The 21,535-nt window shown below is 49.2% G+C and carries 25 protein-coding genes and 1 riboswitch; of the genes, 6 read left to right on the top strand and 19 right to left on the bottom strand.

Translation table 11 applies throughout. The features are described from left to right. The 12 genes from Q0785_RS01625 to Q0785_RS01570 form a co-directional block, all read right to left on the bottom strand. Entirely contained in the window at positions 1-549 is a 549-nt protein-coding gene (locus Q0785_RS01625; RefSeq protein ID WP_298824312.1) for a bifunctional adenosylcobinamide kinase/adenosylcobinamide-phosphate guanylyltransferase, read from the bottom strand. Beyond that, positions 531-1,610 carry a histidinol-phosphate transaminase gene (locus Q0785_RS01620; RefSeq protein WP_298824310.1) on the bottom strand — a complete coding sequence of 360 codons (1,080 nt, stop codon included), beginning with the start codon at positions 1,608-1,610 and terminating at the stop codon, positions 531-533. The genes Q0785_RS01625 and Q0785_RS01620 overlap by 19 nt, the downstream gene beginning before the upstream one ends. Next, positions 1,597-2,550 carry an adenosylcobinamide-phosphate synthase CbiB gene (cbiB, locus tag Q0785_RS01615; protein WP_298824308.1) on the bottom strand — a complete coding sequence of 318 codons (954 nt, stop codon included), beginning with the start codon at positions 2,548-2,550 and terminating at the stop codon, positions 1,597-1,599. The genes Q0785_RS01620 and cbiB overlap by 14 nt, the downstream gene beginning before the upstream one ends. After that, on the bottom strand, positions 2,547-4,013 hold the full coding sequence (locus Q0785_RS01610; RefSeq protein ID WP_298824306.1) for an adenosylcobinamide amidohydrolase: 1,467 nt from the start codon (positions 4,011-4,013) through the stop codon (positions 2,547-2,549). Before Q0785_RS01610 ends, cbiB begins: the two co-directional genes overlap by 4 nt. Before the next feature lie 2 nt (positions 4,014-4,015). Further along, positions 4,016-5,008, bottom strand: coding sequence for an iron ABC transporter permease (locus tag Q0785_RS01605; protein WP_298824305.1), 993 nt, complete (start codon positions 5,006-5,008; stop codon positions 4,016-4,018). Continuing rightward, positions 5,001-5,978: an ABC transporter substrate-binding protein gene (locus Q0785_RS01600; protein WP_298824304.1), complete on the bottom strand. Its 978-nt coding sequence runs from the start codon at positions 5,976-5,978 to the stop codon at positions 5,001-5,003. Before Q0785_RS01600 ends, Q0785_RS01605 begins: the two co-directional genes overlap by 8 nt. A 558-nt stretch (positions 5,979-6,536) precedes the next feature. After that, positions 6,537-6,724: riboswitch (cobalamin riboswitch) on the bottom strand. 47 nt (positions 6,725-6,771) lie between these two features. Continuing rightward, positions 6,772-8,433 (bottom strand): arginine--tRNA ligase, encoded by a 1,662-nt coding sequence (gene argS, locus Q0785_RS01595; RefSeq protein WP_298824302.1) that lies wholly within the window; start codon positions 8,431-8,433, stop codon positions 6,772-6,774. After that, complete coding sequence (locus Q0785_RS01590; RefSeq protein ID WP_298824299.1) at positions 8,433-8,840, bottom strand: DUF1934 domain-containing protein; 408 nt, start codon at positions 8,838-8,840, stop codon at positions 8,433-8,435. Before Q0785_RS01590 ends, argS begins: the two co-directional genes overlap by 1 nt. Positions 8,841-9,007: 167 nt before the next feature. Beyond that, on the bottom strand, positions 9,008-9,505 hold the full coding sequence (locus Q0785_RS01585) for an antibiotic biosynthesis monooxygenase (protein WP_223640159.1): 498 nt from the start codon (positions 9,503-9,505) through the stop codon (positions 9,008-9,010). Between the two features lie 250 nt (positions 9,506-9,755). After that, positions 9,756-10,628, bottom strand: a complete 873-nt coding sequence (gene speB, locus Q0785_RS01580; protein WP_298824294.1) for an agmatinase — start codon at positions 10,626-10,628, stop codon at positions 9,756-9,758. 3 nt (positions 10,629-10,631) lie between these two features. Further along, the gene (gene speE / locus Q0785_RS01575) at positions 10,632-11,465 is read right to left on the bottom strand and encodes a spermidine synthase (RefSeq protein WP_223640153.1); all 834 of its coding nucleotides are present in this window, start codon (positions 11,463-11,465) and stop codon (positions 10,632-10,634) included. A gap of 431 nt (positions 11,466-11,896) precedes the next feature. Beyond that, a complete protein-coding gene (locus Q0785_RS01570) occupies positions 11,897-12,415 on the bottom strand; it encodes a YwhD family protein (protein WP_298824284.1) in 519 nt (172 codons plus the stop codon). Between the two features lie 61 nt (positions 12,416-12,476). Between Q0785_RS01570 and Q0785_RS01565 the strand changes: the two genes are divergently transcribed. Further along, the gene (locus Q0785_RS01565) at positions 12,477-12,662 is read left to right on the top strand and encodes a 2-hydroxymuconate tautomerase (protein ID WP_038704761.1); all 186 of its coding nucleotides are present in this window, start codon (positions 12,477-12,479) and stop codon (positions 12,660-12,662) included. A gap of 99 nt (positions 12,663-12,761) precedes the next feature. On the opposite strand, the gene Q0785_RS01560 is transcribed toward Q0785_RS01565, so the two are convergent. Genes Q0785_RS01560 through Q0785_RS01550 form a run of 3 tightly spaced genes read right to left on the bottom strand, consistent with a single transcriptional unit; the run spans position 12,762 to position 15,437 of the window. Next, positions 12,762-13,256, bottom strand: coding sequence for a YwgA family protein (locus tag Q0785_RS01560; RefSeq protein WP_298824249.1), 495 nt, complete (start codon positions 13,254-13,256; stop codon positions 12,762-12,764). Beyond that, positions 13,257-14,561 (bottom strand): HD domain-containing protein, encoded by a 1,305-nt coding sequence (locus Q0785_RS01555; protein ID WP_223640144.1) that lies wholly within the window; start codon positions 14,559-14,561, stop codon positions 13,257-13,259. A gap of 54 nt (positions 14,562-14,615) precedes the next feature. Continuing rightward, positions 14,616-15,437, bottom strand: coding sequence for a lipoate--protein ligase family protein (locus Q0785_RS01550; protein ID WP_298824244.1), 822 nt, complete (start codon positions 15,435-15,437; stop codon positions 14,616-14,618). A gap of 175 nt (positions 15,438-15,612) precedes the next feature. Between Q0785_RS01550 and hemQ the strand changes: the two genes are divergently transcribed. After that, on the top strand, positions 15,613-16,362 hold the full coding sequence (gene hemQ, locus Q0785_RS01545; protein WP_298824241.1) for a hydrogen peroxide-dependent heme synthase: 750 nt from the start codon (positions 15,613-15,615) through the stop codon (positions 16,360-16,362). Positions 16,363-16,726: 364 nt separating this feature from the next. Here hemQ and Q0785_RS01540 read toward each other — a convergent pair whose 3' ends face one another. The 4 genes from Q0785_RS01540 to Q0785_RS01525 are packed head-to-tail and all read right to left on the bottom strand — an operon-like array spanning position 16,727 to position 18,845. Next, positions 16,727-17,104: a DUF423 domain-containing protein gene (locus tag Q0785_RS01540; protein WP_223640135.1), complete on the bottom strand. Its 378-nt coding sequence runs from the start codon at positions 17,102-17,104 to the stop codon at positions 16,727-16,729. A 20-nt stretch (positions 17,105-17,124) separates the two neighbouring features. Beyond that, positions 17,125-17,385, bottom strand: coding sequence for a YwdI family protein (locus Q0785_RS01535; RefSeq protein WP_298824230.1), 261 nt, complete (start codon positions 17,383-17,385; stop codon positions 17,125-17,127). A gap of 60 nt (positions 17,386-17,445) precedes the next feature. Next, entirely contained in the window at positions 17,446-18,120 is a 675-nt protein-coding gene (locus Q0785_RS01530; protein ID WP_298824227.1) for a uracil-DNA glycosylase, read from the bottom strand. Positions 18,121-18,125: 5 nt separating this feature from the next. After that, complete coding sequence (locus tag Q0785_RS01525; RefSeq protein WP_298824225.1) at positions 18,126-18,845, bottom strand: DUF4230 domain-containing protein; 720 nt, start codon at positions 18,843-18,845, stop codon at positions 18,126-18,128. A 70-nt stretch (positions 18,846-18,915) separates the two neighbouring features. Here Q0785_RS01525 and Q0785_RS01520 point away from each other — a divergent pair, with 70 nt between their 5' ends. The 4 genes from Q0785_RS01520 (at position 18,916) to bshB2 (ending at position 21,409) form a co-directional block, all read left to right on the top strand. Continuing rightward, on the top strand, positions 18,916-19,170 hold the full coding sequence (locus Q0785_RS01520) for a hypothetical protein (protein ID WP_298824223.1): 255 nt from the start codon (positions 18,916-18,918) through the stop codon (positions 19,168-19,170). A gap of 61 nt (positions 19,171-19,231) precedes the next feature. Beyond that, positions 19,232-20,065 (top strand): pyridoxine/pyridoxal/pyridoxamine kinase, encoded by an 834-nt coding sequence (gene pdxK / locus Q0785_RS01515; RefSeq protein ID WP_298824220.1) that lies wholly within the window; start codon positions 19,232-19,234, stop codon positions 20,063-20,065. 289 nt (positions 20,066-20,354) lie between these two features. Continuing rightward, entirely contained in the window at positions 20,355-20,705 is a 351-nt protein-coding gene (locus Q0785_RS01510; protein WP_223640104.1) for a YojF family protein, read from the top strand. Between the two features lie 14 nt (positions 20,706-20,719). After that, positions 20,720-21,409 carry a bacillithiol biosynthesis deacetylase BshB2 gene (gene bshB2, locus Q0785_RS01505; RefSeq protein WP_298824213.1) on the top strand — a complete coding sequence of 230 codons (690 nt, stop codon included), beginning with the start codon at positions 20,720-20,722 and terminating at the stop codon, positions 21,407-21,409. Positions 21,410-21,535: the final 126 nt, after the last annotated feature.

The raw sequence follows: 21,535 nt of genomic DNA, 5'->3' as shown, positions 1-21,535 counted from the left end.
TCACTTCCTTCTGAATGCCAGCCCATTTTCCATTTCGATAGCCTGATCTGCTTGCTGCACGAGCCAGATATGGATGCGCCCAAGCCAGCTTTGGTACAGTTCGTCGCGCACGAAGTCGTCCAGCACTTCGTTCGAGACGACTGTCAATAAATCAACGGTTTCCAGCATTTCGAGAATCGTCTTTTGGAGGCTACTCCATTTCTGTTCCATGCACCCTGGCTTTTCAGCACACATACTGCCTGCTTCCCAGCCTTCGTACAGTTCATTGGCGAGCCAAGTCGTCACACAATCCCATAGAACCAAGTCTTCCGTTTGCAGTTCATCCAGAACACTGTCCATACGATAGGCCTTTTCGATTGTCTGCCAGCCATCTTCCTGACGGTCTATCCGGTGGCGTTCAATGCGATCTTTCATTTCTTCATCGTAAGCCTGTCCGCTCGCCAAATAGATTTTCCGGCGGTTTCCGGCTGCGCAGACGATCGACTCTGCATAAGCACTTTTGCCGCTTCGGACCCCTCCGCTGATAAAAATCAATTGGCCTCGAGCCATTCCTTAATCGCCTCCCGCAATATCTCCATGTTTTCCGTTGATTTCATGCCGATCCGGAACCATTTGCCATCCATCCCCCGGAACGATTCGGTATGCCGCAGGACGACTCCTGCTTTCAGGAGCTCCCTAAAAAATGCAGCGGATCTATCGGGGTTTGGCAGTTGGAAAGTCAGGAAATTTACTGCAGAATCACTTGTCCGGCATTGGTTTTTCGCTAAAAACTGCTGCATCTTCCGACGTTCTTCCGTTGCAGCTGCAATGACCTTGCTGCGATAAGCCGCTTCGTCCAAGCATTCGGCACCAATAGCCGCAGATAAGGCATTGACGTTCCAATGCGCCGCCCCTTGCCTCAGTTGGCCGATCTTGTCGGCCTGGCTGACCACATAACCAAGGCGGAGTCCAGGAATCGCATACATTTTGGTCATCGACCGAACGAGGATGACATTCGGAAAGCTTTTCAAAAACGGCATAAAGGATGCCTCTTCACCGATAAAGTCGATAAACGCCTCGTCGATTACGAGTTCGCAGTGATTTTCTAAGCAAATCTGCGCGATATCCTGAAGTTCATCCAGATCCAGCAATGTACCTGTAGGATTATGCGGGTTGCAGATATACAGAGCCGCACAACCTGAAATTGCTTCCTGAACGTTTTGGGCCGTCAATCGCCAGCCGGTTTCCGGTTGCAATTGAATCTCTTTAATCCGGACATTTTCCGCTTCAAGTGACTGTCGATATTCGGAGAATGCCGGTTCGACCAAGACCACCTGCTGACCACGGTACCTTCTGGCCAGCCAAGTGAAAATCTCGGCCGCGCCGTTTCCTGCAGCCACTTGATTGGCTGCGACCCCATGGTATTCTGCAGCTGCCATGCGGAACGGTTCGCCATCCGGATCCGGGTAGGAACCAGTTAAGGCCAGCATTTCCGGCCATTGCTCCACCAGAAAATCCGGCGGTCCGAATGGGTGGACGTTTTCACTGAAATCCAAAATATGTTGTGGCGGACTGATGCCTGCCTGTTTGTATAAACGCAGCGGATTGGCTCCGTGATTAGGCAACTCCAAGCAAAATTCCTCCTAAGGCAAATAAAATGAAAAAACCGATGGTGACCGTCTGCATATGGCTGACGGCATCCTTGATATGATGCGCTTCCAGTCGATGAATCGGTCTTCCCATACGCGCACGGTCCGACTCGATTCCCTTGTAGCGGTTCAATCCACCAAGTTCTACACCCAATTGTACGGCAGTCGCCGCTTCCAGCCAGCCGCTGTTCGGGCTCGGGTGCTTCGGAGCATCCTGCAGCCATTCTGAAAAACGCTGACGCATGGTCAGTGATCGTTTATTTTCTGTCATCAATAAAATCAACATCCCCGTCAAACGGCTCGGAATAAAGTTCAGGACATCGTCCGCTTTTGCGGAGGCAAAGCCGAATTTCTCGTACTCCTCATTCCGGTAGCCGACCATCGAATCCAGCGTATTGACCGCTTTGTAAAGCCATAATCCCGGTGCGCCTAAAAGAAATGCCCAGAACAACGGAGCTGTTACCCCGTCACTGGTATTTTCCGATACCGTTTCTACGACGCCTCTCGTAATTTCGCTTTCATTTAACCCATCTGTATCCCTGCCGACGATCCATGACAATTTCTCTCGTGCCAGCACCATGTTTTTATTCGTCAGGGGGTTGTAGACATCCATCGCGGCATCCTTCAGGCTCCTTTGGGCAAGGCCCGAAGCGATGAGCAATGCTTCAACAGCAATTCCAGCGAACACATTCAGTGAATAGGCCAGAAAAGCAATCGCGTATACGATCAAAAAGGACGAAACAGCAATCGTCGTCAGCAGCAGGAAACCGTTTCGGAAGGCGTTCGGCCCGTGGTTCCATCGTTTGGTCAGCTTGCGGATTGCTGTGCCGATCCAGCGAACCGGATGCGGCCAATCCGGCGGATCACCGACGATGCGGTCGATGGCCAATCCCAGCGCAATTGCAATCAAATGAGGAATCATATGCTTTTCGCTTTCGCCAGCCGGTAGAGTTTGAGCGCTTCGATGGTGCATTCAAAAACACCGACACCGATCAATTTTCCAAGTTCGGTGATAGGCCCTGCGTAAGGCAATTGCTCGCCCTGCTGCGTTGCCGCCACCAGGCAGCTGTCAGTAGACGTGCCCGTTGCAATCGTACCCGTCAACGGATCTTTGACCTGCTCCTGCTGGAGTGCTTTTGTCTTGGCTTCTGTCGCGATGATCATCGCCTGGATAAAAGCTTCATCTGATAATACACCATTGACCAGTATCCATGTGTTGATGGTCCCGACGCGCAATGTACGCTCCACGGCTTTCGAGACATCCACACCGTTGCCGACACCCGCCGTAACAGCAATCACGACTGAACCGAATGGACCAAGGTATTCTTTGATGATGGCATCCTGCGTCTGGACAGCGGTCATCATCCCTACCGTATCCGTCGTCTTCAATCCGCTCTGTTCAATGAAATCGGACATTTCCTGGACGCTGTCATTGATATTATAGAAAGCATCCACATGGCGGTTCATAAAATTACGGAACCATCCGGAACCCGCGTTGACAACCGCTGAAGAAACCGTCTTTAACGGAATTGGGCTTTCATAAAGTACCATATCTTTGGAAATCTGAAATTCCTCAGCGCGTATAGTGTGGAAATCGGCTTCACGTTCGATTCCAGGCAATAAAGTGATCTGCGGCTTCGGCAATTCAGGATGCGGATGATTGCTGACGCGTGTATGGTAGACCGTTTCGATGTCCTGCTCCCGAACCACTTCATGCGGTTCACCGATCCGGACAACCTGTCCCCGGTCCAGCAGCAGCAATTGATCGCAATACATCGACGCCAGGTTGATATCATGAAAAATGGAGACGATCGTCAAGTCTTTTTCGATGGCCTGCTTTTTGATGGTGTCGAGTAATTCCTTCTGATGATTGATGTCCAAATGGTTGGTCGGCTCATCCAGCAACAGAATTCCAGCATCCTGCGCCAGTGCCTGAGCCACAAAGACGCGCTGTTGTTCGCCGCCAGACATCCGGTCGATCTGAGTTTTTTCGTAATGGCTGATGTCCATCAGGCGCATCGCTTCCAGGACGGCCTGCTCATCTTCTTCCGACCAGGAAGAAAACCAGCCGCTTTGATGCGGGTATCTGCCAAGTGAAATCGTTTCCCGGACGGTATGGGCAAAAGCGTGGGCATGCAATTGAGGCAAGACCGCCATTTTTCTGGCCAAATCCTTTGCCGGAAAATCAGCAATCGATACACCGTCTATCCGGACATCCCCTTTTGCTGTCGGCAGCACGCCGCTGATCAGTTTCATCAGGGTCGATTTGCCGCTGCCGTTCGGCCCTAAAATACCGAGAATTGAGCCTTTATCGACAGTGAACGATACGTCTTTGACGATATCCTTATCGCCGTAGCCGCCTGTCAGTCCTTTTATTTCAAGCATAGTTAAGCCCCTCCTTTGCGTTGTCGGAAAAAGATGAATGCAAATACCGGTGCTCCGATAAAGGCGGTAATGACACCGATCGGCAATTCCGTCGGTGAAATGATGGTTCGTGATACCAAATCACAGACAATCAAAAGAGCTGCTCCGTTGATGAACGATAAAGGCAAGACGTGGCGATGGTCCGAACCCCACAGCAACCGTGTCATATGCGGAACGACCAAGCCGACAAAGCCGATGGTTCCTGAAACCGAAACAGCTGCTCCCGTCAGCACCGAACCACCGATTAAAATCGTCATTTTGCTCTTTCTGACATCCACACCCAAATGCTGCGCGCGCTCTTCCCCGAACAGCATGGCGTTCAACTCACGGCGCTTCAGCCATAAAACGAAAGAGCCGATCAAAACGAAGGGCAGCGCCATCCGCACGTATGGCCAGCCCCGCATCGACACACTGCCGAGCAGCCAGCCGATGATTTGGCGCAATTCTTCCCCGGTCAACGCGATCATCAGGGAAATGATCGATCCGAGAAATGAACTGAAGATGATGCCTGTCAAAATGACCGTTTCCATTTTCATGGATCGATCCACCAGCTTGGCGAAGCTCATGACGGCAAGCATCGTCAGAAGCGCACCGATCATGCTCATGACCGGTAAGGTGAATGGTCCCAGAAACGGAATCGAAATACCAAAAAAGAGCGTCATCACAGCGCCGACTGAGGCACCGGAAGACACTCCCAAGGTGTAAGGATCGGCCAGTGGATTCTTCAGAAGCCCCTGAAACGCTGCACCGGCAATCGCCAGCGCCGCACCGACAAGCCCTGCTAAAATGACACGGGGCATGCGGATGTTCCATAGTATATTGGCAGCTGCTTCATCCGCTGACGGATTCCACAGCACGACCGGTGAAATGGAGACCGTGCCGACCGTTACTCCCAGCAGTACGGCTCCTGCTAAAATCAGCAGCGAGAGGCTGTATGCCAGTATATTCTTAGTCATTGAAAACTTCAGGGTAAACAGCTTGCGCCATTTCCATCAGCCCTTCTGATAAGCGTGGGCCTGAACGGGTGAGCATATCCGAATCCAGGTTGTAGACAGCATCTTCTTTAACAGCAGTCACTTCTGCGAAGCCGCTGCGTGATTTGATCTGTTCGACAGCGTCTTCTACATAAGCGCCTTCGGTTGAAATGATCACATCTGGATCAGCTGCAACGATGGCTTCCGGATCCATGCTTACCCAACCTTCCAAATCGCCGGCTACATTTTCAGCGTTGATGAGTGTCAGCATTTCGTCCATAAATGTCCCTTTACCGGTCGTATAGATATCCGGCTGGCTGCCAACTTCCAAAAAGACCGTTTTCGGCTCTTCGATTGTATTTGCCAGCTCTTCGATTTCCGCCACTTGTACTTCCATTTCTGAAACGATGCTTTCCGCTGTTTCCATCGTACCGGTCGCTTGCGCGATAACGGTGATGGAATCATAGACTTCTTCAAAACTGATCGCATTATTGACGACAAATACATCGAGTCCCGCATCACGCAACTGCTGCAAGCCTGCGTCTCCGACACCTAGTCCGGATTCATGGGCCAGCACCAAGTCCGGCTGTAGGCTGATGATTTTCTCCACATTGAATTCCTGGCCGCCGATTTTCTCGACTTCTGTTGCTTCTTCCGGGAAATTGTCAAAATCCGAGACCCCGACCATTTTGTCGCCCGCCCCTAACTCATAGACGATTTCCGTATTCGAGGGCACCATTGAGACAATGGCTTCCGGTTCTTCCTCAATGACCACTTCTTCCCCGACTGCATCCGTCATAGTCACTGGAAATTCAACATCGGCTACTTCTGTCGGCGGTTCCGCCGGTGTTTCCACGTCTTCTTCTTCCACCGGTGTTGCCGTGTCTCCACAACCTGCCATTAAAACCGCGGCCAATCCTGCTGTTGCTCCGAACTTCCAAATCTTCTTCATGAATAATTCCCCCTTTTTTGTTTGTAATGCTTTATCTATATAAGTTGAACTAAAAAAGTAACATTTATATGTCATATCGGCGGCTATGGAAGTGCAAAGAACAATACTCCTCCACACACTCTGTCGCAGAGGTGGACCAAATTTTTATGGCCCGCCTTGGTTCCCACAATAAGCCGTGAAGAACACCCGCCTTATTTCTCTATCTCGTCCTGAGCCGCACCCGCTCTGGAGAGCTCTCATAGATACGGAGCAAAACAGCGAAAGACTCCTGCGGCTTAGCGATTCGACCGATACACCGCAGGGAGCGCAACGGACGAGGAGGATTGGGCGGGAGCCCGCTGGAAAGCGAAGCTGTTTTGCGGAGTATCGGCTAAAGTAAATCTTTAGCTCAACTTATCTAGCCATTTTTATTAAATGATAGAAATAACTCCTTAAACAATTCAGGTACAAAAGGTTGAAAAATTTTCTTGGGAACACAAAATCCCCCGCAGCAAACTGCGGGGGATGGAAAGGACGCCATAAAAAAGCATGCGCATCCAGCCTTTCCTCGCAGGCGTTTGGGTGTGTCGTCATAAAGGCAGGTCTCCTGGCTTGTGGTCGTCGGTTTCTGCACCTTCCCAAAGCATCGCTTCAGTGGCATACCGCAGATTCCTCTCACGTACAGTGGCGGGACCGCGCCGGAATTGAACCGGCTTCCCTTTTAACTCATGTTCTTAGACATAAGCACCTTTATGAATTGTTATCATATTCTGTTGCTTCTCTATTATTATACACCTAAACGAGGGTGTGTTTCTTACATTTTTTCCGGAGCTGCAACGCCGACTGTTTTCAATGCATTGGCCAAAGTCGTTTTCACGGCTGTGATCAATGCCAGACGGGCGCCCGTCAATTCCGGATTCGACGCGTCCAACACTTTATTGGCATTGTAGAAACTGTGGAAATTGGATGCCAGTTCATGGATATAGGTCGTAACTCTATGTGGCGCGCGCTGCTTCGCTGCATCGGCGATCACTTGCGGGAAATCCCCGATTTTCTTCAGAACATCGATTTCTTTCTCAGAAGTCAATAAGTTCAACTGTCCTTCTGAAGCCAACAGACCTTGCTCCTCTGCCTGACGCAAAATTGAAGAGATGCGGGCATGGGCGTATTGCGAGTAATAGACCGGGTTTTCATTGGACTGTGAAACGGCCAAATCCAAATCAAAGTCCATATGCGTATCGCCTGAACGCATCGCGAAGAAATAACGCACCGCATCCAAGCCGACCAATTCAACCAGTTCGCGCATCGTCACCGCTTTACCGGTACGTTTGCTCATCTTCATCTTTTCGCCGTCTTTGTACAGTTGCACCATCTGGATGATGCTGACTTCAAGCGTGTCGCGGTCATAACCAAGTGCTTGGATCGCCGCTTTCATGCGTGGGATATAGCCATGGTGATCTGCTCCCCAGACATTGATGAGCTTGTCGAATCCGCGCTGCAATTTGTCTTCATGATAAGCGACATCAGGCATCAAATATGTGTACGTGCCGTCATTCTTGATCAACACGCGGTCCTTGTCATCTCCAAAGGTCGTTGAACGGAACCAAGTCGCCCCATCTTCTTCAAAGACATGCCCATTGGCACGGAGTTTAGCCAACGCATCATCAATTTTGCCATTTTTGTAAAGGGATGATTCAGGATACCAAACGTCGAATTCCACGCGGAAGTCCGCCAGATCCTGCTGCAATTTCGCCAATTCCACTTTCAATCCGTGCTGGCGGAATGCTTCAAAGCGCTCTTCGTGGGTCATGCTGACGAATTTATCGCCATGTTCCTGGACTAGCGCGTCCGCGATGTCTTTAATGTCCTGTCCACGGTAGCCGTCTTCCGGCATGCTGTCGCCTTTGCCTAGCGCTTCAAAATAACGTGCTTCGATCGACAAAGCCAAATTGTTGATTTGATTGCCGGCATCGTTAATGTAATATTCGCGTGATACTTCGTATCCTGCCAGGTCCAATACATTGCACAGCGAATCGCCGACTGAAGATCCACGGGCATGGCCCAAGTGCAGATCGCCTGTGGGATTGGCTGATACGAATTCCACCTGGATGCGTTCGCCGCCACCTGCTGTTGAACGTCCATAATCGGCTTTCTGCTCCAGCACGGTTTTGATGACATCCTGCAAATAATCCTTTTTGATGGTGATGTTGATGAAGCCTGGTCCGGCAATTTCAACTGTCTGGATATTTGCCGCATCTTTATCGAGGTTTTCTACAATCGCTTCGGCAATTGCGCGGGGCGGCTTTTTCGCCAAGCGTGTCAATTGCATGGCGATGTTCGTGGCGTAATCGCCATTCGCTTTATCTTTCGGCGATTCGAGTTGGACTTCAACCGGCTCGGTCGTCAATTCCGCTTTTTCGATTGCTTCTTTAAACGCTGTTTTAATCGCATGTTGAACTTTTTCTACTGCATTCATCATTTAGCCTCCATAAACTGTATTTCCATTTCGTATTCGCCGACATGATCTGCGCCAAGCGTAAGGTCGTAGCGGACCATGAACCGCGTATCGCTGACCGACAGCTCGTGCGCTTTTGTCGTCAGCATGAATGACCCCTGTTCATTGGTCAGATTGCCGGTTTGTTCTTTATGTAATAAAAAAGGTAGCCGCATCTGCAGGCCGCCGCTTCTCATGATCACCGCTTCATCGTCTTGAATTTTGACCGTTGTCCGGATTTCAAGTTCATCCTGCTGCTCCGCATACTGCAGATAGCGCAGCTCGTTTTTCTCCGTCAAGGTTCCTTGGGATTCCAGCTTCATCACTTGCTCTTCCATATCCGGCTGGCGGATCGTCGTCGTCAGTTTGATCGTTACTGTCTTTTGCATGGCTCTCCGCCTCCCCGTCCTTTGATAACCTTTATATTATAGCTTGACTCGACTGTTTTTTTCAATGAAGGATTGGCAGGAACTGCAGATTAGACAAAAGACCACATATTTTGGCCTCAGCCAAAGCTACGTGGTCTTTAATCCTATTCATTGCAGAGCATAGCTGGTTACCTTGTATAGGTTGTGACAAAAGAAGGGCGCGGGAAAATATTCGGTCGTTTGTCGATGCCTTCCGCCGTGCCACGTTTTGCATGTGCATGGCCGTATGCCTGTGATTCCTGCCAGTCTTTGAATGATTGCTCGTCTTTCCAAATCGTCAGAATCGCATAGGTATCCGAATTCAGCGGACGCAATACGCGAATTGCTGCAAAGCCGGGTTCCTTTTCAACCATCCCTGCCCGATTTTGGAAGCGTGATTCAAACAGCTCACGGCCTTCCTCCGTCACCGGAATATTATTGAATACTGCGTAGTAACCGTCGTTGATATCTCCCACGGCATTCAATACTCCATAAGCTTCTGCCCCCTGCAATCCTGGGCCGCCTTCTGTTTCATAAAGCAGAACCGCTTCGTCGCCGTTCACCAAGTAAATCAGCCGTGCATTTGCCAAGTTCGCCATCAACGTCACCGCCTGATCGCGATGGCCCGTCCATTTATACAGTTCCATCGTCAGCACCTCTTCCAGATAATTAGTCTCTATTATCTTAACGGTTTTAAATCAAAGATTCTATTTTGGAGGGCTTCGACCGGTTTTGTGGTTCTCCCAGCATTCCGTCTGACTTACGGCTTCTGTAATTTAAAATGAAATTGAAAAAGCCGGTCTGGGAAATTCCAGACCGGCTTGGTTTGTTTTGTGTCATTCAAATTCAGATGTTCGCTTGCGCTTGTCGCGGCTAAACGGCTGCCTTCGCTTTTCTCTACTTAATCCAACCCAAAATCATCTCACGCATCAGCTTGCTGGCTGTGTTCGCGGTTTGGTCGGAATGGTCGTAGACAGGTGCAAGTTCGACTAAGTCGAAGCCGACGACGTTGACGCCTGACGCTGCGATTGCGTGGATCGAAGCCAGCAATTCGCGGGATGTGATGCCGCCTGCGTCGACGGTTCCGGTGCCAGGTGCATGTGCAGGGTCCAACACGTCCATATCGATTGTCACATAGACATTGCGCCCTTCAAGAGTCGGCAATACTTCTTTCAACGGCTCCAGCACTTCAAATTTCGAAATGTGCATGCCTTGTTCTTTTGCCCATTCGAATTCTTCTTTCATGCCTGAACGGATGCCGAATGAATAGACGTTCTTCGGTCCGATATGGTCCGCGATTTTACGGATCGGTGTCGAATGGGAATATTCTTCGCCTTCGTAATTTTCACGAAGGTCGGTGTGTGCATCAAAATGGATGATCGCCAAATCGTCGTATTTGCTGGCGACCGCTTTCATGACCGGTAATGACACTAAATGTTCGCCGCCCATGCCCATTGGGATTTTATTGTCAGCTAAAAGCGTGTGGACGTAAGTTTCAATTTCAATCAGGCTTTTTTCCGGATTGCCGAATGGCAATGGAATGTCGCCGGCATCAAAAAACTTCACATCTTCAAGCTCGCGGTCAAGATACGGGCTGTATTCTTCCAGTCCGATTGACACTTCACGGATTTTGTTGGGGCCGAAACGGGATCCTGGACGGTAGCTGACTGTCCAGTCCATCGGCATGCCGTAAAGGACGGCTTTCGACTCTTCATAATTCGGATGGCTTTTGATGAATACTTTTCCTGAATAGGTTTCGTCAAATCTCATCGTTTACTCTCCTGTCAGATCTTTTACGAATTTAGGCAACACGAAAGCGGCGTTATGCAGCTCAGGCGTATAGTATTTCGTGTCGATTTCATGGAAACGCTCAGCTGGAACTTCCAGCGGGTTGTATTTCTTCGAACCGATCGTGAATGCCCACAGACCGCTTGGATAAGTCGGGATATTCGCCAAGTACAGCTTGGTGATCGGGAAAATTTCCTTCACATCGCTTTGTACCTGCTTGATCAGATCCGCTTTGAACCACGGGTTGTCGGATTGGGCCACAAAGATGCCGTCTTCTTTCAAAGCTTTCGAAATGCCTGCATAGAAGCCTTTCGAGAATAGGTTCACTGCCGGTCCGACCGGTTCAGTTGAATCAACCATGATGACATCGAATTCATTTTCGGATTCCGCGATGTGCATGAAACCGTCGCCGACAATCACTTCTACGCGTGAATCTTCCAGGCCGGACGCAATGCTTGGCAGGAATTTTTTCGAGTACTCGATCACTTTTCCGTCAATGTCGACAAGCGTCGCTTTCTTGACAGACGGGTGCTTCAGGATCTCGCGGATGACACCGCCATCACCGCCACCTACAACCAATACATTTTCCGGGTTCGGGTGCGTGAACAATGGCACATGTGCCACCATTTCATGGTAAACGAATTCGTCTTTTTCAGAGGTCATGACCATGCCATCCAAGAACAGCATATTGCCCCATTCCGCTGTTTCCGCCATTTCAAGGTATTGAAATTCCGTTTGCTCCGTATGAAGCGTCTTGTTGATTTTCATTGTAATCCCGAAATTCTCTGTCTGTTTTTCTGTATACCAAAATCCTGCCATCTATAATCAAACTCCTTTTCAATCTGAATCAAATCCACCTTAAAAAAGTATAAGTGTTTTCGGTGAAAGTGCAATATTTTTTTATACTCCTCTTTACCCGTTGAAAGTGGCGCTACACTCCAAATAAAAAGGTTTCCTGTACAGGGAATGTTTTTCCCTTCACAGAAAACCTTTTTAAAGCCTGATGGTGCAGAGAAAGAGACATGAGGCATTGGGCTTGGGTTTTAATCTCAATGGCTCATGGCACTTGCTCGCTACCAGGTGTCCTAGCTTTCTATTGAAAAGCTGTATTTCTAGTGTACTGCCTTTTATAGACAACTTCAACCATCCAATGGAAGCAAATAGAAATGTCACATTCTGTTCAAAAAACTGCATTTTTAATAGATATTTTGCTTTGACATTCTCGCCATTTATTGGCCAAGCCGTGTTCTTTACTTTCGGCCAAGGTCCTGGTGAAGCTGTTCTGAGCTGCGCTGCCACATTTCCGGGTTATGGCTCTCCAAGTAATCGGCCAGCACTTTCTTCGATGGTTCATCCATTTGTTCAACAAGGATTTTACGCTTCATCGACTTGTCCATGCGATTGACATGATCAGCCAGAATCTTATAGCCACGCCGCTTCTCACGGTTGACGACCATTTCGCACGCTGCAACTCCCGCGTAATAAGGACCCTCCGGATTGTAATCGATAGTGATCCACACGAGCCAATAATCTTTGCCGCCAGCAGAATCTTCCGGGTTGGTGGTGAACTTGATGCCGCGCTCCACTTCACTGCGGGCGTGCATGGCACCGATATCAATAAAGGCTTCCTGCTCTTCCACATCAATGAATAATGGAGAAACGTTTTCCAGTGACAAGGAACCGATGCCGTAGCCTTTATGGCCGTCCGTCGGATCGTTCTTTATGATGGTGAAGCCTACTTTTTGTTTTGGTTTTTCTTCATTCGCCATTGTCTGAATCCTCCGTTCTGCTATGATGATAGTATTCTCAAGAAAAGGAGCTGTATCCATTATGCCATACGTAACTGTAAAAATGCTCGAAGGCCGCACAGAAGACCAAAAACGCGCACTAGTCGAGAAGGTATCCGAAGCTGTTTCTGAAACAACAGGCGCACCGATCGAAAATGTCACCGTCTTTATCGAGGACATGAAAAAAACCGATTACGGCACAAAAGGCAAACTGTTCAGCGATCAGTAAGAGGAGCGGAAATGGCCGTTTCAGCTGGACACCAAATGAAAGTCAACCTCTATTACTCAAAAGCTCCCATAACGGGAGCTTTTTTCATTTCCAATTCCCTTAAGAGCGTAATCCTTCAATAAAAGCGAATGCTTCATCGATTTCCTCTGCCGTAAAGTTCAATTTCCCTTTGACGACATGCAGCTTGTCGATCTGTTCCTGACGATTCAAATTATCGAAATACAGGAGAGTCGCGGTCAACTCCAGGAATCGTCCGCTTCTGGCATTCAGTTTTTCCGCAGTCGATGGGTTATCCAAAACGGATTTGCCCAACACTTTACGGAATTCCATGCCTTCTTCTGTAACGGTGTATTTATATTGAACGTACGAGCCTTTGTCCTCCAACGCTTCCGTCAAAAAACCCATATCGCATAATTCGTGTACACGGGCAGTCAATTCTTCCGAGTACGGCCCATAAATATGAAACTCGTATTTTTCCTGAAACGGCAGGTCCATCTTTTTCATTATGTAGATCATTTTCTGTAGTTTCTTGCGGCCGGTGACACCTTCCGCTGTGGCAATAAAGTCCACAATTTTTGCATGTTCCTGGAGCAACTAGAGCCCTCCTTCTCGAAGCATTTCCAAAATCTGCTGCTTGATGGCTGTTTTCTTGCCGTCGATCAATAGCTCAGCTGGAAAATACAATTTATAATCGGTTCTGCGCTTGCCTGAAATGGCGTCCACAATCTGGGACAAGCGCGATAATTCCTTGATGTCGCCATTCGGCATCAGCAAATGGATCGGCAGGCGCTCTTCTTCCTCTCCCGGACGATAGAAATCGTAGGGCAAGTCGGATGTGGAGTCATCTATCAAATAATATTCCGGGTCAATGCCAGCAGAATGGAACAGCTGAGCCAACTCACCAAGCTTCTTATAGTCCTTGCCGGGATCGAAATCGACGTACTGGAATAGGCGCCGGTTGACGAAGCGGTCGCACAGGTCGGATAGAATCGGATCGCGTTCAGTCATCCACAACTGAAAATAGGTCATCAATACGCCTTCATCGAGCGCCAAATATTCTTTCAGCGTAAAGCTCCGGTCGAAAAATGCCAAAAAATGCGTCGGCGGCTGCTCGAATTTATAGCCGCTTTCGCTCAATTCCTTCGCACGCTGCAGAATCTTACGCAAAATCACTTCTGCACTGCGGGCAACCGGATGGAAATAGACCTGCCAGTACATCTGGTACCGGCTCATGATGTAATCTTCAACAGCGTGCATGCCGCTCGATTTGATGACAACCTGGTCATCCAGCGGGCGCATGACGCGGAGAATCCGTTCCATATCAAAATGTCCGTAGGAAACCCCTGTATAATACGCATCCCGCTGGAGATAATCCATACGGTCCGCATCGATCTGGCTGGATATCAATGAAACGACTTGTTTATTCGAATACGTTTTGGCAATGACTTCCGCGACTTTCTTGGGAAATTCTGCGGACACCTTCAATAGGATTTCATTGACCTCGGTATCCCCCAGCAGGATTTCCCGCGTGAATTCCTCATGGTCAACAGAAAAGACTTTTTCAAATGAATGCGAAAATGGGCCATGCCCCAAGTCGTGGAGAAGCGCCGCGCATAAAACCACCAGCCGTTCGCTTTCATCCCATTCCGGACGGCCGTGGAAAATATCATCCGAAATCCGGCGGACAATTTCGTAAACGCCCAGCGAGTGGTTGAAACGGCTGTGTTCCGCGCCGTGGAATACTAAATACGAGGTGCCCAATTGCTTGATCCTGCGCAAACGCTGAACTTCACGCGAATTGATCAGATCCCAAATCACTTGGTCGCGCACGTGGATATACCGGTGAACCGGATCTTTGAAGACTTTTTCCTCAGCTAATTTTTGCGTTGCGTAGCTCACTTGCGCACCTCCAGATTTTTCATGTACCAGCTATTCTACACCAGCGCCGCTCTTCTATTCAAGAGGGCATTCCAGCATTTTGCTATTGCGCTCGACCACCCGTTTCAAATAAAATCCGTACAGCTCCGTCTCATCCTGCTGCAGGGGCATCGGTGCCGGTTCGCCCATCAAAGCATGGAGATCCAACACAACTTCCTGGACGGTAATGTTTCTTTCCAGCAGCTCACTGAGCGATGCCATCGTTTCTGGTTTTATTTCCGGATAAGTGAATTTCGTCTCTTCTCCCTGCAGTCCCGCTTCGTAAAAATCGCGGATGACTTCTGCGCGTTCCGAACCGCTGCCTTCAACGCACAGGTAAACTTGTACGGCAATTCCGCGGCGGATCCGCCGCTGCGAGATGCCGGCGAACTTCCGGCCGCCAATGCTCAGGTCATAGGACCCCGGACAATACGAGCCGACGATTTCGTAGGCATCGATTGTGGCTTCTGGAAACAGCTCACGCACCAAATCGAGCATCAATTCGTACCCTGCCGGAATGTCGATGGCGTTGTCCTTTTCCGACAGCACCAGCGAAATGTTCAGGACACCGGCGTCCAGCACAACAGCGAGCCCGCCTGAATTGCGGACAATCGGTGTATAGCCATGTGCTCTCAAAGCGTCCATCCCTTCATCGATGTGCGGCAACCGGTGATCCTGGATGCCTAATACTACCGTATCGTCGTGCACCCAGGTGCGGACGGTCGGGGCGCTTTTTCCCGAGCCAACCAATTCACATAGCGTATCGTCCGCTGCAAACGACTCGAGTGCAGAGCGGTTTTTGGCGCTAAGGGACTGGTCCCAAAAACGCCAGGCTGTTTCTTCAAAAAATAACGGCATGCTTCCTTCTCCTCTTTCTGCAATTGCTTGTCTCCAGTTTACCCTTTTCGGCTGTTGCTGAAAACCCGTGCGCGTCATGTCAAATTGGTGACAGCCATTAGTTTTAAAGGAAGTTGTTGAGGCGTTGTGATAAACTGAGTGGTGAGAGATTTACATTAAAAGGAGTGTTTGAGTAATGAATGAAGCAGCGATTACATTAGACGGCTGGTACGTCCTCCACGATTTCCGTTCGATGGATTGGGTATCATGGAAAATGCTGACGGAAGAAGAGCGCCAATTCGCGATCGACGAATTCCAGGCATTTATGGACAAAATCAACCAAGCCGATGAAAATAAAACCGGAGCACACGCATTGTATTCAATTGTTGGCCAAAAAGCTGACTTGATGCTGATGATGCTGCGTGAAACAATGGACGAATTGAATGAACTTGAAACGGAATACAATAAGCTGACATTGATCGCTTATACAGTCCCTACCTATTCATACGTTTCAGTGGTCGAGCTTTCCAACTACTTGGCTGGAAAATCCGACGAAGATCCTTACCAGAATGCACATGTCCGTGCGCGCCTGTACCCAGAGCTTCAGCGTTCACAGTACATCTGCTTCTACCCGATGGACAAACGCCGCGACGGCGACGACAACTGGTACATGCTTCCAATGGACACACGCAAAGAATTGATGCTGTCACACGGCAAGATCGGCCGCAGCTACGCCGGCAAAGTTAAACAGATCATCTCTGGATCTGTCGGCTTTGACGACTACGAATGGGGCGTTACTTTGTTCGCAGACGACGTTCTTCAATTCAAGAAACTGATCTACGAGATGCGTTTTGACGAAGTCAGCGCGCGTTACGCAGAATTCGGTTCATTCTATGTCGGTACAAGACTGGATGCCGAAAGAACCGTTAAATTTTTGGAAGTTTAATGGATGCATGCTGAAAGCCGCCTTTTGGGCGGCTTTTTTATTTGATTTGTATAGGACCGCACCTCGATTGGCTACGACCGCACCTCGAGGAGTGATTTCCGCACCTCAAACGGGTGTAACCGCACCTCGACGACCCATTTCCGCACCTCAAACGTCCTAAACCGCACCTCGGCACGGAATCAGCGGCAGTTTCATGCGCCATTTTCCCAGTTAATTGGATATACAGTCCGGCTTGAGCGATATACAGTCCATTACGCCTCAAATACTGTCCAAACTCTGAAAATACTGTCCAAACAACTACATTTACTGTCCGCAGCCACAAAAAAGAGCAATCCGCATAAAACGGATTGCCCTTTTCCTATTCTTACAATGCTTTTACTGCAGCAATGATGACCATTACCCAGGCGGCGATAAATGCAACGCCGCCGATCGGCGTGATGGCACCGAGAATGCTGATGCCTGTTAAACTCAGGACATATAAGCTCCCTGAAAAAATGACGATTCCAGCAAGCATCAAATAGCCGGCCCAGTTCAATGATCCGAGTGGACCGAGCAGCGATGAGCTCATGAGGATCGCGATGACCATCAAGCCTACTGCATGGAACATCTGATATTGCACGGCCGTCTGCCATGTATCCAAATATTTGTCCGCAACGCGCCCTTCCAGCAGATGTGCGCCAAACGCGCCAAATGCGACAGACAGAAGAGCGTTAACCGCTCCGGCAATCAAGAAAAACTTCATATTCCATTTCCTCTTTCCCTTTAAAATTCAAACAACGAATCGCCGTTCGCGTCTTCTTCTTTCAGCTTATTGACGGCAGATACCGTCTGCGGCTGAGGGGAAGCAAGCGGCACCGCGCGCGGTGTTTCCTTGGTGACAGCCGGTTGATCGTCCTCCAGCAGCAAATCACATAATGCACGGATTGCCGCGACAGATTCACGCACCTTTGCAGGATCGCCGCTTCGCGCACGCATCGTGTGCTTGTCGATTTCATTTAAAATACGCATGGTATCGATGGCCATGTTACTGCCCCCTCTCCTTTTTTGGATTACTTCCAGTTTACCACGCCGCTCTCCTGCAGGTCAGTCCAAACAGAAATCGATGGGAGCTTGGCCGCGGCTTTGTAACAGACTGTTCACTTTTGAATACGGCCGGCTGCCGAAAAATCCACGGCTCGCACTGAGCGGACTCGGATGTGGCGCTTCAAGAACATCATGCTTCCCGAGGTCGATGAGCCGCTTCTTCGTTTGGGCAGGTTTTCCCCACAACACAAAAATAATCGGCTCCTCGCGCTCGGACAATTTGCGGATCACTTCATCCGTAAACGTTTCCCAGCCTTTATTGCGATGCGAGTTCGCTTCTCCAGCTCTGACTGTCAGGACAGTGTTCATCATCAGGACGCCCTGGTCGGCCCATTCCGTCAAAGTCCCGTCTTTCGGCTTGTCGCAGCCGATATCTTCCTTCAATTCCTTGAACATATTTCGCAGGCTCGGCGGATGCGGCACTCCCGGCTGTACTGAAAAACTCAGGCCATGCGCCTGATTTGGCCCATGATACGGATCCTGCCCCAAAATGACGACTTTGACATCCTGGTATGCTGTATGTTCGAAAGCTGACCAAATATTTTCTTTTGCGGGATAGATTGTTTTATTGGCATATTCTTCTTTTAAAAACTCGCGCAGCTCCAAATAATACGGTTTATCAAATTCTTCACCCACGACGTCCTGCCAATCGTTTTTGAAAATCTGTTTGCCCATATTCATCACTCCTCGAATTCTACTGTGACATCATAATCGACCAGGCCGAACATCTCCTGGACCGAACGCGCTGCATTGTCTTCTGCTGTCTGCAGCACGCCCTGTCCCTCAGTCTCTTCCAACATCAGGTTCTTGGCTTCTTCAGCCAGTTCATAGGCCTCAGAAAAGTCCGTTCCGCTGCGGAACAGCCCTTCATACGAATAAACCTCCACCTGATCCATAAACAGTTCCGGCCCTCCCAGAAACTCTGCCGGCGGCAACGTCAATGTTGCCGTCTGGGCCTCTTCGTCTAAAATGATATCGTCTTCCGATACTTTGGAGAAATCAATGCCGGCGCGGACCGATCCCGGTATGACGACCAGCAGTTGGCGTTTCGTCCCCGGCAGGTCCAAGCCGATTTCCTGCCCGAATACTGCATTGTCTTCGCGTTCAATGATGACTTTCGAAAAAGCTTCCGCTGTGGACAGCTCGTTCAATTCCTGGATCTGTTCCAGAAATGCACCTTTGCTTTCAGTCGCTGTGCTGCCTTTGATCATCCAAAAAGTGCCCAATGGAAGAGCGACGAGCAGCAGCAGCAAAACCGCAATCAGTACCAGAAACGTATTGCGCCAGACACTCATCATCAATTTGGTGCTTTTCCAAAAACCCGATTCTTTCGTAGTTCCCTGCTCTTTCATTTCTGCCAATAACCGTTCAATTTCCGTCAATTTCGGATCTTTCGCCAATAAAACCCCTACTTTCTTATATTCTATTCATCTCTGCTTCATGTTACGCTTATCTAAAGGAGCGATCAGCATGGCCGATTGGCGCGAAAAAATAACCAGTGTTTCAAAAACTAAAGGCACGACTGCTCCAGAAGGCGCAAAGCGGGCCGGATTGGGCTGTCTTGGCCTGATAATAGTAGCTGTTTCCATTCTAACATTACTTATTACGATTGGTCTTTTCAAAAGCGGCTTTGCGTTAATGGGGATTTTCACCACCATATTCTTGCTTATCTGCCTTGCTACGGCAGCTCTTCTGCTAGTACCGAATAAGCGCAATCCGTTGTAAATGTTCGAATTTTTGTTAAAATGAGAGCAATGACATAATCCACTTAAAAGGAGATTTACGCATGACACTCAAAAAAACCTTAACCATCGCCGGTTCTGACACTTCCGGCGGAGCAGGCATACAAGCAGACCTTAAAACCTTCCAGGAACATGGAACATACGGCATGAATGCATTGACTGTCATCGTCACCATGGATCCTGAAAATGGTTGGAGCCACGGCATCCATCCGATTGCACTGGATACGCTCGACGCCCAGTTGAAAACAGCGTTCTCTACAGGCGTTGACGCCTTGAAGACCGGCATGCTGCCGACTGTCGACATTATCGAAATGGCTGGAAAAGCGATTGCTGATTCTGGCATCACAGACGTGGTCATCGATCCGGTAATGGCGTGCAAAGGCGAAGACGAAGTTTTATTTCCTGAAAACGTTGACGCTATGATCAAGTATTTACTGCCGAACGCTAAAGTCGTTACGCCGAACCTGGTGGAAGCTGGCCAATTATCAGGCGAAGGCACTTTGCAAACAGTGGAAGACATGCAGACAGCTGCTGAAAAGATCCACGCGCACGGTGCTGAGTTTGTTGTCATCAAAGGCGGCAAGCAATTGAAGCACGAAAAGGCGGCAGATTTGCTGTTCGATGGCAAAACACATTATTTGCTGACATCCGAAAAAACGGATACCACATACAACCACGGCGCAGGCTGCACATTCGCAGCGGCGATTACGGCGAACCTGGCAAACGGCCAATCGGTTAAAGACGCAGTCCTCAACGCCAAAATTTTTGTCGCAACAGCGATCCAGCACGGCTGGAAGCTGAATGAATACGTCGGCCCTGTCATGCATGGTGCCGCTTCGAAATTCACAAAACCTGAAGTTGAAGTAACCGAATTGTAAGCAATAATCAAAGCGTGCCGATTTTTTCTTCGGTACGCTTTTTTGTGACCGGATTTTATTGCTGCCGGACTGAGGTGCGGTTTTCGTGTCGTGAGGTGCGGTTATTGTCGAATGAGGTGCGGTTTTCGGCCTGGGAGGTGCGGTTATTGCAGCATGAGGTGCGCTTAACAGCATTCGAGGTGCGGTCGGAAGAATTTCAGTATAATCCTGACCCTGCAAAGCATCCTAATCGCAATATCCCGCACATTTCCCTATACTGAAAGAATACCGATTCAATAGGAGGAACATCATGGAACTAGTCGAAGTAAAAAAATTGCAAGTTGAACTGGATGCTTTTGCAGGTAGAGATGTCTACCTTCATTTGGAAACGACAAACGGCTCGTATGCCACCCATTTCAATGAAGGCTTTTTCAACGCTGGCGCATTTATCCGAAACGTCGTCATCAATTACGAACTCGGAAAAGTGGTTGGGGACAGCCCCCATCGTGTCGGACTGAAATTGCCGCATGGCTGGGTCTACGCACAAGGCATTACACATTATGAATTGGACGAACAAGGCCGCTTGCTCCTTGCAGGACACGACGGCTCTGGAAAATTGGCGGTCGCGCTGCAAATCAGCGAAACACCGTTCAGTTATTAAGGGAGGAACTTACGATGACAATTCCACAAGAACGACATGTCCTGGTCGTCTTCCCTCACCCGGATGATGAAGCATTCGGAGTGTCCGGAACGATCACTACACATATTCAGCAAGGCACCCCGGTTACATACGCGTGTCTGACACTTGGCGAAATGGGCCGCAACTTGGGCAACCCGCCATTTGCCACAAGAGAATCATTGCCGATCATCCGCAAAAAGGAGCTTCAGGCTTCTGCTGATGCAATGGGATTGACCGACCTTCGGATGATGGGGCTGCGCGATAAAACCATTGAATTCGAAGATGACGAGAAGATGGTCGGTTTGATGACGGATCTGATCGAAGAGCTGAACCCTTCGAAGATCATCACCTTCTATCCTGATTTCGCTGTCCATCCGGACCATGAAGCGACTGCCCGTGCCGTTGTGCGTGCCGTTCGCCGGATGAAGGATCGTCCGACATTGCATTGCGTCGCGTTTGCGAACAATACAGTGGAGATGCTCGGCCAACCCGATGTCATCTACAATATCCAGGAAGTCCGCGACCAAAAGATGAATTCCATGAAAGCCCATATCTCTCAAACCGCCTGGATGCTTGAAGAGATGGAACATAAACTTCAACAGGGCGATAAAGAGACAGAAAACTGGCTGACGAAAGAACGTTTCTACAATTATCGTTGGCACGAGGATTTTGAAAAATCCTTTTAAAAATACACCCCTCAACTTTTTCTCTGTTGGGGGGTATTTTTTATGGACATTTTCAGATAATATAAACATTGGCTGTTAAGCGTTTTCATGGGGAAAAACGCTGTATAATCAGTTAGTATCATGTGT

The organism is uncultured Planococcus sp. (assembly GCF_947501725.1).
In the GTDB taxonomy this organism is placed as follows: domain Bacteria; phylum Bacillota; class Bacilli; order Bacillales_A; family Planococcaceae; genus Planococcus; species Planococcus donghaensis_C.
The sequence above is the reverse complement of the archived record's forward strand: the minus strand, read 5'-3'. Positions and strand labels throughout refer to the sequence as shown.

Bases quoted from the DNA above. Each gene is read 5' to 3' on its own strand.
- Q0785_RS01625 (WP_298824312.1), bottom strand. From the start codon at position 549: ATGGCTCGAGGCCAATTGATTTTTATCAGCGGAGGGGTCCGAAGCGGC.
- cbiB (WP_298824308.1), bottom strand. From the start codon at position 2,550: ATGATTCCTCATTTGATTGCAATTGCGCTGGGATTGGCCATCGACCGC.
- Q0785_RS01610 (WP_298824306.1), bottom strand. From the start codon at position 4,013: ATGCTTGAAATAAAAGGACTGACAGGCGGCTACGGCGATAAGGATATC.
- Q0785_RS01605 (WP_298824305.1), bottom strand. From the start codon at position 5,008: ATGACTAAGAATATACTGGCATACAGCCTCTCGCTGCTGATTTTAGCA.
- Q0785_RS01600 (WP_298824304.1), bottom strand. From the start codon at position 5,978: ATGAAGAAGATTTGGAAGTTCGGAGCAACAGCAGGATTGGCCGCGGTT.
- argS (WP_298824302.1), bottom strand. From the start codon at position 8,433: ATGAATGCAGTAGAAAAAGTTCAACATGCGATTAAAACAGCGTTTAAA.
- Q0785_RS01590 (WP_298824299.1), bottom strand. From the start codon at position 8,840: ATGCAAAAGACAGTAACGATCAAACTGACGACGACGATCCGCCAGCCG.
- Q0785_RS01585 (WP_223640159.1), bottom strand. From the start codon at position 9,505: ATGGAACTGTATAAATGGACGGGCCATCGCGATCAGGCGGTGACGTTG.
- speB (WP_298824294.1), bottom strand. From the start codon at position 10,628: ATGAGATTTGACGAAACCTATTCAGGAAAAGTATTCATCAAAAGCCAT.
- speE (WP_223640153.1), bottom strand. From the start codon at position 11,465: ATGGCAGGATTTTGGTATACAGAAAAACAGACAGAGAATTTCGGGATT.
- Q0785_RS01570 (WP_298824284.1), bottom strand. From the start codon at position 12,415: ATGGCGAATGAAGAAAAACCAAAACAAAAAGTAGGCTTCACCATCATA.
- Q0785_RS01565 (WP_038704761.1), top strand. From the start codon at position 12,477: ATGCCATACGTAACTGTAAAAATGCTCGAAGGCCGCACAGAAGACCAA.
- Q0785_RS01550 (WP_298824244.1), bottom strand. From the start codon at position 15,437: ATGCCGTTATTTTTTGAAGAAACAGCCTGGCGTTTTTGGGACCAGTCC.
- hemQ (WP_298824241.1), top strand. From the start codon at position 15,613: ATGAATGAAGCAGCGATTACATTAGACGGCTGGTACGTCCTCCACGAT.
- Q0785_RS01540 (WP_223640135.1), bottom strand. From the start codon at position 17,104: ATGAAGTTTTTCTTGATTGCCGGAGCGGTTAACGCTCTTCTGTCTGTC.
- Q0785_RS01535 (WP_298824230.1), bottom strand. From the start codon at position 17,385: ATGGCCATCGATACCATGCGTATTTTAAATGAAATCGACAAGCACACG.
- Q0785_RS01530 (WP_298824227.1), bottom strand. From the start codon at position 18,120: ATGGGCAAACAGATTTTCAAAAACGATTGGCAGGACGTCGTGGGTGAA.
- Q0785_RS01520 (WP_298824223.1), top strand. From the start codon at position 18,916: ATGGCCGATTGGCGCGAAAAAATAACCAGTGTTTCAAAAACTAAAGGC.
- pdxK (WP_298824220.1), top strand. From the start codon at position 19,232: ATGACACTCAAAAAAACCTTAACCATCGCCGGTTCTGACACTTCCGGC.
- Q0785_RS01510 (WP_223640104.1), top strand. From the start codon at position 20,355: ATGGAACTAGTCGAAGTAAAAAAATTGCAAGTTGAACTGGATGCTTTT.
- bshB2 (WP_298824213.1), top strand. From the start codon at position 20,720: ATGACAATTCCACAAGAACGACATGTCCTGGTCGTCTTCCCTCACCCG.